This window comes from Pseudomonas sp. LAIL14HWK12:I7 (assembly GCF_000483465.1).
GTDB lineage: Bacteria > Pseudomonadota > Gammaproteobacteria > Pseudomonadales > Pseudomonadaceae > Aquipseudomonas > Aquipseudomonas kermanshahensis.
In genome coordinates, this window is the sequence record NZ_AXYZ01000005.1 from 310,038 (window position 1) to 323,515 (window position 13,478).

Sequence of the window (13,478 nt, forward strand, 5' to 3'; positions counted from 1 at the left end):
AGGGCCTTTACGCAAGTTGCAAGCACGGCGGCGGCCGCCGTTCGACCCAGCGGGTCAGTTGCTCATGGGCATGGGCCAGTTGCAACACCGCGTGGTCCGCCTGGGCTGGGCCAATGATTTGCAGGCCCATCGGCAACCCCGTGGTACTGAAGCCCACCGGTACACTGATGCTCGGCAGCCCTGCCAAGGTCGGCCCGATTACCACCTCCATCCAGCGGTGATACGTGTCCATCGTTCGCCCTGCGACCGCCTTCGGCCACGCCTGCTGTGCATCGAAAGGGAACACTTGGGCCGAAGGCAACAGCAGGAAATCGTAACGTTCGAACAACCTGCCGAGGGCCTGGTACCACGCACTGCGGTCTATCGAAGCCTGGTACACCTGCGCCGCGCTCAGGTGCAAACCGCCCTCGACTTCCCACTGCGCCTCAGGCTTGAGCAGGGCACGTTTGCCGGGGTCGGCATAGGCCGCGCCGAGGGTGCCGTGCACCAGGAAGTGGCGGTGGGTCAACCAGCATTGCCACAGGCGCGCCAAGTCAAAGGCCGGCTGGCAGGCCTCGACCTGGCAGCCCAGCTCGGCAAAATCCGCCAGGGCCGACTCGCACAAGCTCAGCACCCCGTCTTCCATCGGCAGGTAGCCGTCATAATCGCCCAGCCAGCACAGCCGCGCGCCCTTGAAGTCGCGCTGCAACCCTTCAGCGAAATCAACCTTGCCGCCACTCAGCGACAACGGCACCCGTGCATCGAAGCCTGCCTGGGTCGTCAACAACCGCGCGACATCGACCACGCTGCGCCCCATCGGCCCTTCGGTGGCCAGTTGCTGCAGGAACACCTCCGGCGCCGGTCCATGCGGCACCCGCCCCTGGGACGGGCGCAGGCCGAACACGTTGTTGAACGCCGCCGGGTTGCGCAGCGAGCCCATCATGTCGCTGCCATCGGCCACCGGCAGCAATCGCAGGGCCAAGGCCGCCGCGGCCCCGCCACTGCTGCCACCGGCCACCCGGCTTGGGTCGTAAGCATTGAGGGTGGTGCCGAACAAGGTGTTGTAGCTCTGCGAGCCCAGGCCGAACTCCGGCACGTTGCTCTTGCCGACGATGATCGCCCCACTGGCCCTGACCCGCGCCACGCTGACCGCATCGTACTTGGGCACCTGCTCGGCGAACAGCGGCGAGCCCAACGTGGTGCGCAGCCCGGCCGTGGCAGCCAGGTCCTTGATTGCCTGGGGCATGCCATGCATCCAGCCCCTTGACTGCCCCCGCGCCAGCTCACCGTCGCGCTCATCGGCTTCGGCCAGCAGCGCCTCGGCCGAACGCAGCGACACCAGCGCATTGACCTGCGGGTTGAAACGCTCGATATGGGCGAGGTACGCCAGCATCGCCTCACGGCACGATACTTGGCGGGCATGAATCGCGCGGGACAACGCCTCGGCATCCAGCGCTACGATTGGGTCGATGGCTAGCGGCTTCACGGTTTCACTCCAAGGTTGAACGCGACAGCTTTACCCGCACGTGGCGCTTCTTTCAGGCAGTAAGTGCCCAACAGCGTCAGCAGGCAAGCGAACAGTACATAGAACGACGGCGCCACCGGCGTGTTCAGGGCTTTGCTCAGCCAGGTGACGATCAGCGGCGCAAAGCCGCCGAACACCATCACCGCCACGTTGTAGGCCACCGATACCCCGGTCGAACGCACCTCGACCGGGAACTGCTCGGCCAGGGCAGTCGGCGCCGGGCCAAAGAACCCGCCGATGGCGGTGCACAGCAGCAGCTGCATCACCAGCAGGCGCTCGATCGACGGCGCCGCCGCCACCCACACATACAGCGGATAGACCATCACGAAGAAGGCCAGGGTGAAGGCCATCAGTACCGGGCGCCGGCCCAACCGGTCAGACAAGGCCCCCGCCAGCGGGATGACCACGGTCATCAGCCCCACCGCAAGCATCTGCACCAGCAACACCTGGTCCAGCGGCAACCCGAGGTTCTTGTGGGCGAAGGTCGGCATGTTCACCAGCACCACGTAGAACGATACCGTGGCGCCACACGCCAGGCCCATCGACACCAGCAGGCTGCGGCGGTGTTCACGCAGTACCTGCCACAGGCCCGGCGCCTGGCCCTTGGCCTGTTTACGCGCCTCGAGGAACTCTTCGGGTTCTTCCATGTGCTTGCGAATCCACAGCCCCACCGGGCCAATCAGCAGGCCAAGCACGAACGGGATTCGCCAGCCCCAGCTGTCTAGCGCCTCTGGCGTGCACAGGTGCGTCACCAACGCCACCATCGCCGCCCCCGAGAACACCGCCAGGCACTGCCCCACCAGTTGCCAGGAGCCATACAGGCCTTTGCGATGGGCGGGTGCGCTTTCTACCAGAAACGCCGTTGCGCTGGCGTATTCGCCCCCTGTAGCGAAGCCCTGGAGCATGCGCGCCACCACGATCAGCAACGGTGCGCCCATGCCGATGGCGAGGTAGTTGGGCGCAAAGGCGATCATGGCGATGGACACGGTCATCAGGCGGATGATCATCTGCATGGCCGCCTTGCGGCCTTTGCGGTCGGCGTACATGCCCAGCAGCACGCCGCCCACCGGGCGCATGAAAAAGCCCACGCCGAAAGTGGCCAGGGCCATCAGCAGCGAGGCGTATTCATCGTCGGAGGGGAAGAACTGCCGGGCGATGATGCTCGCCAGAAAGCCGTACACGATAAAGTCATACCACTCCAGCGCATTGCCGATGACGGCAGCGACCACCTGCCGGGTACGCGACACGCCTGTGCTCGAAGTCTGCATAGGGAACACTCCATTCATCTGTTGGGTGATGACCCAGGCACAGCCGCGCCCAGGTTCCAGCGGCAGTCGTCAAAGAAAGGTCAGGCGGGTTCGAGCCAGCGCTCGGCAAGCGCGCCCCAATAAGCGGCGCCGGTCAGCAGGATGTCGTCGTTGAAATCATAGGCCGGGTTGTGCACCATCGGCCGCGACAGGCCATTGCCGATGAACAGGTAGGCGCCTGGGCAACGTTGCAGCATCCAGGCGAAATCCTCGCTGCCCATCAATTTGCGGGTGTTGCCGTCCACCGCGTCGGCACCGAGCAGTTCCTCGCCCACTTGTTGGGCGAAGGCGTTCTCTGCGGCATGGTTGACCAGTACCGGGTACGCCGGCCGGTGTTCGATGCTGGCGCTGCAGCCAAAACTCTCGGCTTGGCTAACGATGATCGCGCGTACCCGCGCCAGGGTCTGCGCCCGCACTTCGGCATTCAACGCCCGCAGGCTGAGGCGCAGCACTGCCTGCTGCGGAATCACGTTGGCCGCCTCGCCCGCCTGCAGTGCCCCCACAGTGACCACCGCGGCTTCCTGGGCATCGATATTGCGCGCCACCACCGTCTGCAACGCCATCACCACACTGGCCGCTGCCACCAGCGGGTCGACGGTCAGGTGCGGCATCGAGCCATGCCCGCCTACGCCTTCAAGGGTTACGCTGAGCAAATCCTGCGAGGCCATCATCGGCCCCTCGCGAAAGCCCAGGTGCCCTGCCGGCAGCCCCGGCATGTTGTGCATGCCGAACAGGGCATCACAGGGGAAGCGCTCCAGCAAGCCGTCGGCGAGCATCGCCTCGGCGCCGCCCTGGCCCTCTTCGGCGGGTTGGAAGATCAGCGTCAGCGTGCCATCGAACTGCCGGGTCGCCGCCAGGTAACGCGCAGCGCCCAGCAGCATGGTGGTGTGGCCGTCATGGCCGCAGGCGTGCATGCAGCCTTGGTGCCGGCTGCTGTAGGCCGCGCCGGTGGCCTCATGGATCGGCAGCGCGTCCATGTCGGCGCGCAGCCCCAGCTTGCGTGGGCTGCTGCCGTTGCGCAGCACCCCCACCACGCCGGTCTTGCCGATACCGGTGTGAACCTCGTAGCCCCAGGCTTGCAGCAGCCGGGCCACCAGCGCTGAGGTGCGGTTTTCTTCAAAACCCAGTTCCGGGTGTGCATGGATGTCGTGACGGATGGCGTGCAGGTCGCTGGCCACGTCGTTGAGCCAGGCCAGGATGTGTTGATGTCGGGACATGCGGAATCTCCTTGCGCGGGTAATTCCCGTTCTTGTTGTTCGCGTTGAGATCACGACGGGGAAGGCAGGTCGTGTTGGCTGACAGATAAACGCGAGTGATGGGGGGAGCACAATCGAATGTGGTTCCGCAGGGTGGAACTGGGCATGGGGGATTGCATGAGGGCCGCCAGGGGTACGGGTTGAGATCTTTAGCGCCTAGGCGATCGAGCGCCGCCCGCGCGGCGCTCGATCTGCCAGGCGCTGAAAACCTCAAGGCAAGCACCTACAAATCCCAAAACACTGCTACCGTGCCCCCTCCCCAGCCAAGGAGTGCCCAATGCCACAACGTCACCCAAGCCCTGCCGGTTTCGTCCGCGTCCGTGGCGCCCGCGAGCACAACCTCAAGAACATCGATGTCGATATCCCCCGCGACGCGCTGGTGGTGTTCACCGGCGTATCGGGCTCTGGCAAGTCTTCGCTGGCCTTCTCCACCCTGTATGCCGAAGCCCAGCGCCGCTACTTCGAATCCGTCGCGCCCTATGCCCGGCGCCTGATCGACCAGGTTGGCGTGCCCGATGTGGACGCCATCGAAGGCCTGCCGCCAGCGGTGGCCCTGCAACAGCAACGCGGCACGCCCAGCGCGCGGTCCTCAGTGGGCAGCGTGACGACGCTGTCCAGCTCGATCCGCATGCTTTACTCGCGCGCCGGCCATTACCCGGCCGGGCACGCGATGCTGTATGCCGAAGACTTCTCGCCCAACACCCCCCAGGGCGCCTGCCCCGAATGCCACGGCCTGGGCCGCGTCTATGAAGTGACCGAGGCAACCCTGGTCCCGGACCCTTCACTGACCATCCGCGAGCGCGCGGTGGCGGCCTGGCCCATGGCCTGGCAGGGCCAGAACCTGCGCGACATCCTGGTAACCCTGGGCTATGACGTCGATATTCCCTGGCGCGACTTGCCACAAGCGCAGCGCGACTGGATCTTGTTCACCGAAGAAACCCCCACCGCCCCGGTGTACGCCGGCCTGACCCCGGCGCAAACCCGCGCCGCTCTCAAGCGCAAGCAGGAACCCAGCTACCAGGGCACGTTCAGCGGCGCCCGGCGCTACGTACTGCACACCTTCATGCACTCGCAAAGCGCGCAGATGCGCAAGCGCGTGTCGCAGTTCATGCGGCCAAGCCCCTGCCCGCTGTGCGCGGGCAAACGCCTCAAGCGCGAAGCGCTGAGCGTAACCTTCGCAGGCCTGGACATCGCCGAGCTGTCGCACCTCTCGTTGCAGGCGCTGGCCGAGGTGTTCCGCACGGTGGCGGCGCCGGCCTACCTGAAGCAGCACCAGGACGACCTGACCCTGGAAAAACGCCTGGCCGCCCAACGTATCGCCCATGAGTTGCTGGCGCGCATCGACACCCTGCTCGACCTCGGGCTGGGCTACCTGGCCCTGGAGCGCAGTACCCCAAGCCTGTCCTCAGGTGAGCTGCAGCGGCTGCGCCTGGCCACCCAGCTCAACTCACAACTGTTCGGCGTGATCTATGTGCTCGACGAGCCTTCGGCCGGCTTGCATCCTGCCGACAGCGAGGCCTTGTTCGAGGCCTTGCAGCGCCTGAAACAGGCCGGCAACTCGGTCTATGTGGTGGAGCACGACCTCGACACCATGCGCCGCGCCGACTGGTTGGTGGATGTTGGCCCTGCCGCCGGCGAACACGGCGGCACCATCCTTTACAGCGGCCCGCCCGAGGGGCTCGCCCGGGTCGAGCAATCGTGCACACGCGCCTACCTGTTCGGCGAGCACGCCCAGGCCGTTCGCACACCGCGCCAGGCGCAGGATTGGCTAGCGCTGGAAGGCATCACCCGTAACAACCTCGACAACCTCAGCGCTCAGTTCCCGTTGGGGTGCTTCACCGCCGTGACGGGTATTTCCGGTTCGGGCAAATCCAGCCTGGTCAGCCAGGCGCTGCTGGAGCTGGTCGGCGCGCACCTGGGCCATGCCCAACAGCCTGCCGAGCGCGAAGAACAGAGCCTGGAGGACGACCCCGAACAAACCAGCAGCGGCCGGGTAAATGCAGGGCTGGGCAGCATCAAGCGCCTGGTGCAGGTCGATCAGAAACCTATCGGCCGTACACCCCGCTCCAACCTGGCCACCTACACCGGGCTGTTCGACGCCGTGCGCAAACTGTTTGCTGCCACCGACCACGCCAAGGCGCAAGGCTTCGATGCCGGGCGTTTCTCCTTCAACGTCGCCAAGGGCCGCTGTGCAACCTGCGAGGGCGAAGGGTTTGTCAGCGTCGAGCTGTTGTTCATGCCCAGTGTCTACGCGCCCTGCCCGACCTGCCACGGTGCCCGCTACAACCCCGAGACACTGGCGGTGACCTGGCAAGGGATGAACATCGCCCAGGTGCTGCAACTGACCGTTGAACACGCCCTGGCGGTGTTCGCCGAACAGCCGTCGGTACGGCGCAGCCTGCAAGTGCTGCAGGATATCGGCCTGGGTTACCTGCGCCTGGGCCAACCGGCTACGGAGCTGTCTGGCGGTGAAGCGCAACGCATCAAGCTGGCCACCGAGTTGCAGCGCACGGCGCGCGGGGCGACGTTGTATGTACTGGATGAACCCACTAACGGGCTGCATCCCCAGGATATCGACCGGTTCTTGGTACAACTCAACCGTCTGGTGGATGCCGGGCATAGCGTGGTGGTGGTCGAACATGACATGCGCGTGGTGGCGCAAAGCGACTGGGTGATCGATATCGGGCCGGGGGCTGGGGATGCGGGGGGCAAGGTCGTGGCCAGTGGCACACCGCAGGCCGTCGCCGGGTGCGTTGAAAGCCGTACCGCCAGCTTCCTGGCCAAGGCGTTGTAGCGGTGCTGGGCACCGGCCTCGCCGGTGCCCATGCCATTAGCCCGCCGACAGTTCCGCAATGCTGATCTCGCGCATGCGAAACTTCTGCACCTTGCCGGTCACCGTCATCGGGAACTCATCGACGAAGCGGAAATAGCGCGGCACCTTGAAGTGCGCAATCCGCGCCCGCGCCCAGTCACGCAGCTCGTCTTCGGTGGCTGCATGCCCCGGGTGCAAGCGCACCCAGGCGACGATCTCCTCGCCATACTTGCTGCAGGGCACACCAATCACCTGCACATCGGCCACCGCTGGATGGGTGAAGAAGAACTCTTCCAGCTCACGTGGGTAGATGTTCTCGCCGCCCCGAATGATCATGTCCTTGCTGCGCCCGACGATGCGCACATAACCCTGCTCGTCCATTACCGCCAGGTCACCGGTGTGCATCCAGCCCTCGGCATCGATGCTTTCGGCCGTGGCCTTGGGGTTGTTCCAGTACCCCAGCATTACGCTGTAGCCGCGGGTGCACAGTTCGCCGATTTCACCACGCGGCACTGTGCGGCCATCGGCATCGATGAGTTTGTTCTCCAACCGTGGCTGGGTGCGGCCGACGCTGGTCACGCGGCGCTCCAGGTCGTCATTGGCCCCGGTTTGCAAGGACACTGGGCTGGTTTCAGTCATGCCGTACGCGATCTGTACCTCGGCCATGTGCATCTCGTCGATGACCCGTCGCATCACTTCGATCGGGCAGGTGGCGCCGGCCATGATGCCGGTGCGCAGGCTCGACAGGTCGAAGGCACTGCGTTGCGGGTGGTCCAGTTCGGCGATGAACATGGTGGGCACGCCGTACAGCGCGGTGGCCTTTTCCTCGGCCACTGCGCGCAACGTGGCGAGTGGGTCGAAGGCGTCGTTGGGGTAAATCAACGTGCTGCCGTGAGTCATGCAACCCAGGTTGGCCATGACCATGCCGAAACAGTGGTACAGCGGCACCGGCACCACCAGCCGATCGTGCTCGGTCAAGCCCAGGCTTTCGCCCACCATGTAGCCGTTGTTGAGGATGTTGCTGTGGCTCAGCGTGGCGCCCTTGGGGAAGCCGGTGGTGCCGGAGGTGTACTGGATGTTGATCGGGTCATCGCTGTGCAGTTGCGCCTGGCGGGTGGCCAAGGCTTCGGCGCTGATGGCGTCGGCGCGGGCCTGCAGGGCATGCCAGGCGAGAAAACCCGGTGGCGGTGAGGCGGCCAGGCTCACGACCCCGCGCAATTCGGGGAACCGCTCACAGGCCAGCGCGCCCGGGTGGCCCTCGGCAAGGCCCGGGATCAGGCCCAGCAGCATGGCATGGTAGTCGGAGGTTTTGAAGGCATCTGCGCAGATCACCCAGCGGCAACCCGCCTGACCCAGGGCGTAGTCCAGCTCGCTTGCGCGGTAGGCTGGGTTGATGTTGACCAGGATCGCACCGACTTTGGCGCTGGCGAACTGGGTGATGCACCACTCGGCACAGTTGGGCGCCCAGATGCCCAGGCGGTCGCCGGCTTGCACGCCCAATGCCATGAGGGCGCGCGCGTGCTGGTCGACCGCCTCGGCCAGTTGCCGCCAGGTGTAGCGCAAGGCCTGGTGGCGGACCACCAGGGCTTCGCGGTCGGGAAAGCGGGCCACGGTGGTGTCGAAGGCGTCGCCGATGCAGTGGGTCAGCAGGGGTTTGTCCTGGTTGCCCTGGGAATAGCTTGGCTGGGGCATGGGCGTTCTCTTGTTGTTCTTGTGTTGTTTGAACCGGCCTCTTCGCAGCACAAGACTGCTCCTACAATGGAACGCGGTGGCCTGTAGGAGCAGCCTTGTGCTGCGAAGAGGCCGGTAAGTCCACCTTGTATCTAGCGGATAAACACCTGCGGCGTAGTGGTCGACATGTCCCCACCTGGCAGCTTGATGTTCTTCACCTTCTGCAGCGTTTCGGGGTCGAACACCGCCAGGTCATTGAAGGTGCCGCCCAGGTACAGCTTGTCGCCCTTCTTGTCGAAGGTCACGCAGTAGTAGGTGTGTTCAAGGTTAGCCGCCTTGATCAGCTTGCGTTCCTTGATGTCATACCGCGCCAGGCGGTTGAGCACGCCGTAGATCTGGTTCGGGTCCTTCGGCGAGCGCAACCCGGTGAAGTACAGCTCGGTCAGGTCGGCGAATTCCTGGGTGTGTGTCTTGCCGGTTTTCAGGTCGACACTCAGGTAACCGTAAAGCAGTTCGGCGGTATTCGGGTCCTGCTTTTCGTCCTTGAACTTGGCAATGGTGTAGAGCATCGAGAACTCGTGCCGAGGGCTCTGATGCGGCCAGAAATACAGCACATCCGGGGCGCTGTAGCCGGGCCGGTTCCAAGTACGCAGCGGCAATGCCACCTCGTACTTGCCGGTTTGCACGTCCATCTTGTAGATGTCCGGGCCCGCCACGAACAAGCTGCCATCGTCAGCAGCGCGCATCAGGTACACCTGGCGCGGCATCGGGAAGGTACGCGCCGGTTTCGCATCAAGGCCATCGGCCGTGCGGAACACCTCCAGGCGCGGCGGCTTGACCACATAGTGATCGTTCAGGCGCTGGGTCGGGTTGACGGTGGCATACACCTCTTTGCCATCAGGGCTGATGGCAAACGAATACATCGACTTGCCGACTTCCCCAGGCACGCTGGACAAGTTGGCGTGGAAGGTGGTCTTGCAGGTGTCCAGGTCGATGCCGTAGATGTCGGCGTAGTGGTTGTTGAGGATGTAGGCGGTACGGTTATCCGGCGCCATCATCGCGGTGCCGGGGCCGAACGCATCGGGCATGCGGCAGCTCTTGTACAGCGCATCGCTGGCCACATCCACCACATGCAGGTTGTTCGGGTAGTTGGTCACGATCAGGTATTCATGGCCAGCCTTCAAGGCCGGCCCGGTGTCGTCAGCCTGTACCGCCCAGGCGCTGGCCGTGGCGGCGACGGTGAGCGCGAGCTGCGCGCAGAGTCCAGGTTTCATGCGGTTTCCCCTTGTCATTCTTGTTGGGCCGGTCACTTGTCTTTCGGGAACACGGTGCCGAGGTTGCGCCAGTCGTCCTGTGAGTTGGTCGCCTGGGCGTTCCAGTCCTGGTAGGTGCTCATCATGTCCGGCACCTGCGCTGGCCACCAGCAAGGGTCGGAACAGCCGTAAAGGTCGGCTTCCATAGGCTGGCACAGCGAGCTCACGCCACCAAAGGCGTCCACTTCCCAACCCGGGTCGGTGGTGGCGGTACAGCCTGCCACCGCGCTCATCGCCATGACTTCTTCGACACGGTCTTCGGCAGCGGCCTGCTCAAGGATGCGCGCCTTGTTGTTCAGGGGCTTCAAGTGCTTCATGTCAGTGCGCCTTCCGCGGGGTGATGTAGCGGTCGATGAAGGCCGGGTTGGCGGCCATGATGCGGCTGTAGACCTCGATGCCGAAGTCGACCCAGTCGCGCATCAGCTCGCAGTAGTGGTAGGTCGGGTGCTGCGGGTCGCCGTAGCGGGCATAGCTCTCGTGGTAGCAGCCTCCGGAGCACAGGTTGCGAATACGGCAGCTCTCGCAGCCGGTGTTGCTGCGGTCCAGGCGTTGCGACAGGAAGTCATTGAGCTGGGCCTGTTTCACCCCTTGGTGCACGTTGCCGAACGTCGGCAGGCTGGAGCCGGTGAAGCGGTGGCACAGGTTCAATTCACCTTCATGGTCTACCGCCAGCATTTTCAGCCCGGCGCCGCACGGCAGGGCCTTCTTGTGGCCCTCGTGGATGTCGGTGATCAATTGGTGCAGGTTGGAAAAGCCGATGTTGCGGTGCTCGAGCGCGGCTTCCAGGTAGCGACGGCCCAGGGCCTTCATGTTGGCGAACACCTGCACCAGTTCGTCGCTGGTGAGGTTGAATGCCGACAGGTCGCCCGAGGTCACCGGGGCGAAGCCGACTTCGGCAAAGCCCATCTCGTTGAACAGGTGATTCCAGATGGTCTCGACATCGGTGATGCCACGGGTCAGGGTGACCCGTGCCCCCACCGGGCGACTAGTATAGCGTGACAGCAGCATCTCGGCCTTGCGCCGCACCACGTCATAGGTGCCCTGCCCGCCCACGGTGATGCGGTTGCGGTCGTGCACGGTCTTCGGCCCGTCGATGCTGATCGACAACCCGAAACGGTGGGCGTTGAGCCAGTCGATGATCTCTTCGGTGAGCAAGGTGGCGTTGGTGGTCATGATGAACTCCACCTGCTTGCCGGCCTCGGCGAAACGCCGCTCGCAGTAAGCGACCATGTGCTCGATCAAAGGCCGGTTGGACAACGGCTCGCCGCCGAAGAACACCACGCTGTAGCGTTGCTCGTCAGGGGACTCCTTGAGCAGCATCTCCACCGAGGCCTCGGCGGTAGCGGTGCTCATCTTCTTGCCGGCAGAGGGTTTGTCCAGGTCTTCCTTGTAGCAATAGGTGCAGCTGAGGTTGCAGCCGGTGTTGACGTTGAGCACCACCGTGTTCAAGGCCGTGCGCTCGACCTGCTTGAGGGCGATTTCCGGCGTCAGTGGTGAGCCGTCGCTGACCACTTCCAGGGCGATCAGCTCGCGCAGGGTGTCCTGGATGTCGGCGCCGGCAAACTGCTGACCGAGGCGCTGCATCAGCTCCTCGGCGGAGCAGCCTTGCTGGCGCAGGGTGTCGATGATGCCGCCGGTCACCGCGTCGGTGGCGAACAGCGAACTGCTAGGGATGTGAAACAGCATGCGGTCGGCATCCACCTGCACTTCATGCAGGTTGCGTTCGACCAGGTTCAATAGTGCGCCCATGGCGACCTCCGATAATCGATCCGTTGGAAAACGCGTTCACACCTGCCTTATGGCAAGGGCGGGTTGTTCCAGCGTTGGACGGTGACGATCATGTGGCCCTCGCCGGTCTGGCCGCCGTCAGCCAGGGTGGCGATGACTTTCAGGTTGCCAGCGTTGTTGGTCATCATCTTGCGTGCCGGGTTAGGCCCCGCACCGCCGGGTACGAAGACGCCGTCGGCCTGCATCTGCCCGGCGAACTTGACGTCCTCGTCCTCGACGGCACGCTCGTTGAACGGCTCGACCTTCCATTGGGCGGGCAGGTAACCGATGCGCAGCGGCTGGCCGCTGGCATCCTTGCCCCAGGCTTCGGCTTCGAAGCGCCCCTGCACCTTCGGCACGGACGCGCCGTTTTCGCCGATGCGGGCAATGGAGAACCCTGGCACCACCTTGACCTCGTCGACCTTGTCGTAAACCGCCAGGTTGACGCCCTTGAGTGCGCCCACTGCAACGTCTCGCTGGCCTGGCTTGGCGTCTGCCGCCGCGCGCGCCTTGACCCGCACCAGGGTCGGGGTGGCCTCCAGCACTTCTGTCACTTCAACACCTGCGCCCAGTTCCGGCTTGCCCGTCAGGCCGCTGCCGACCAGGGTGATCTCGCTTTCGCTGCCCACCTTGATGAAGGCCGGTTGCACTGCCAACAGGCGTGCCTTGCCGTCTTTCACCGCGCTGAAGTCCAGGCCGCGCTCGTCGTGATCGGCCTCGAACATGCGGCCTTTCATCTCGCCATCCAGCGCCGCGAATACCTGGCGCAGGTTGCTGTCGCCCACCTTCACGTTGCCGCGCCATTCATAGCCGTTGTAAAGGATCGCCGAGCCGCTGCCATTGAACGGCGTGCCGTCGGCGTAGCTGCCTTTGACCTCGACCTTGAAGGTGTCAGCCTCCCCTGCACTGACCGTCATCACCCCACGGACATCGCCTTTGGCCAGCATGTGACCGCTGAACGCCCACTGCCCTGGCAAGGCATCGGCCTTGGGCCTGGCCTGTTGCCATTCTGCCCAGGCCGGGCTGTCGAGCGGGAAGCGCTTGGCCAGGTCCGGCACCATTTGCTTGAGGGCGATTTCAAGCCAGTCACGGTCACGCGCCTGGGCCTGGTATTCGAGAGACGGCCATTGGCCGAGGTGGAAGTTGACCAGGTGTTCCCACTCCTGGGCCGGGCGACGCTGCAGGGCAACGCGGGCACCGGAGTGGCAACGGCCACAGGTTTCGCTGAGCTGTTGGTCGAAGTGTTCGACGGTGTTAAGCCGCCGCTCCATGGCGTAGCGCACGCCATCGGTCTCGCTGGGCGCCAGCCCCTGCTTGTCGGCCAGGTACTTGACCAGGGTACGCCGGTCATCGTCGCTGATCTGCAGGCCGTGCATGACCTGCATGCGGGCGATGCTCATCAGCCAGCCTTCCGGCGTTTTGCGCTGATGGCTGATACGGCTGTAGGTGTCGTTGCCTTCGGGGATATGGCACCCCATGCACTTGGTTTGCAACAGGTTAGGGCCCTGCTCGGCCGCCATGGCCTGGGTGCTCAGCAGCGCGGCGGCGACCAGCGCCAGTTTGCCCGCATGCCGGCGGAGTCGAGTCGTCTTCAAGGTCAGACCTCCACGGTTGTTGTTCTTATCGTTCTCGCACGCTTTGGTACAGCAGGTGTGCATGTGACAGTCGTGATACAGAAACTGTGCCACATGCTGAAAAGTTGTTGTATTTCAGCCTCTTAGTAGGTTTCGCGTGGTTGCGCAGGCACGCCGGGGTAGAGCCGAAGCGTGCCATTTCGCGACAGGGTGTTTCATCCTGAGACAGGGCCTGCTCTGCAGGCCATTCGCGGGGCAAGCCCGCTCCCACCGA

At 64.5% G+C, this 13,478-nt stretch carries 9 protein-coding genes; 1 reads left to right on the top strand and 8 read right to left on the bottom strand.

The annotated features are described in order from the left end of the window. Positions 1-7: 7 nt before the first annotated feature. The 3 genes from D886_RS0108190 to D886_RS0108200 form a co-directional block, all read right to left on the bottom strand. Positions 8-1,465 carry an amidase gene (locus tag D886_RS0108190; protein ID WP_027593446.1) on the bottom strand — a complete coding sequence of 486 codons (1,458 nt, stop codon included), beginning with the start codon at positions 1,463-1,465 and terminating at the stop codon, positions 8-10. Further along, positions 1,462-2,772 carry a citrate-proton symporter gene (locus D886_RS0108195; protein ID WP_027593447.1) on the bottom strand — a complete coding sequence of 437 codons (1,311 nt, stop codon included), beginning with the start codon at positions 2,770-2,772 and terminating at the stop codon, positions 1,462-1,464. The genes D886_RS0108190 and D886_RS0108195 overlap by 4 nt, the downstream gene beginning before the upstream one ends. An 80-nt stretch (positions 2,773-2,852) precedes the next feature. Then, the gene (locus D886_RS0108200) at positions 2,853-4,028 is read right to left on the bottom strand and encodes a M20 aminoacylase family protein (protein ID WP_027593448.1); all 1,176 of its coding nucleotides are present in this window, start codon (positions 4,026-4,028) and stop codon (positions 2,853-2,855) included. A 316-nt stretch (positions 4,029-4,344) separates the two neighbouring features. On the opposite strand from D886_RS0108200, the gene uvrA reads away from it, so the two are divergent. Continuing rightward, entirely contained in the window at positions 4,345-6,861 is a 2,517-nt protein-coding gene (gene uvrA / locus D886_RS0108205; RefSeq protein ID WP_027593449.1) for an excinuclease ABC subunit UvrA, read from the top strand. Positions 6,862-6,897: 36 nt separating this feature from the next. On the opposite strand, the gene D886_RS0108210 is transcribed toward uvrA, so the two are convergent. The 5 genes from D886_RS0108210 to peaA form a co-directional block, all read right to left on the bottom strand. Continuing rightward, positions 6,898-8,571, bottom strand: coding sequence for a fatty acid CoA ligase family protein (locus tag D886_RS0108210; RefSeq protein ID WP_027593450.1), 1,674 nt, complete (start codon positions 8,569-8,571; stop codon positions 6,898-6,900). A gap of 131 nt (positions 8,572-8,702) precedes the next feature. Beyond that, entirely contained in the window at positions 8,703-9,824 is a 1,122-nt protein-coding gene (gene peaD, locus D886_RS0108215; protein ID WP_027593451.1) for a quinohemoprotein amine dehydrogenase subunit beta, read from the bottom strand. A gap of 32 nt (positions 9,825-9,856) precedes the next feature. Then, positions 9,857-10,180, bottom strand: a complete 324-nt coding sequence (qhpC, locus tag D886_RS0108220) for a quinohemoprotein amine dehydrogenase subunit gamma (protein WP_008091708.1) — start codon at positions 10,178-10,180, stop codon at positions 9,857-9,859. Between the two features lies 1 nt (position 10,181). Then, positions 10,182-11,612 carry a quinohemoprotein amine dehydrogenase maturation protein gene (peaB, locus tag D886_RS0108225; RefSeq protein WP_027593452.1) on the bottom strand — a complete coding sequence of 477 codons (1,431 nt, stop codon included), beginning with the start codon at positions 11,610-11,612 and terminating at the stop codon, positions 10,182-10,184. Between the two features lie 47 nt (positions 11,613-11,659). Further along, positions 11,660-13,225: a quinohemoprotein amine dehydrogenase subunit alpha gene (peaA, locus tag D886_RS0108230; protein ID WP_027593453.1), complete on the bottom strand. Its 1,566-nt coding sequence runs from the start codon at positions 13,223-13,225 to the stop codon at positions 11,660-11,662. Between the last annotated feature and the right edge of the window lie 253 nt (positions 13,226-13,478).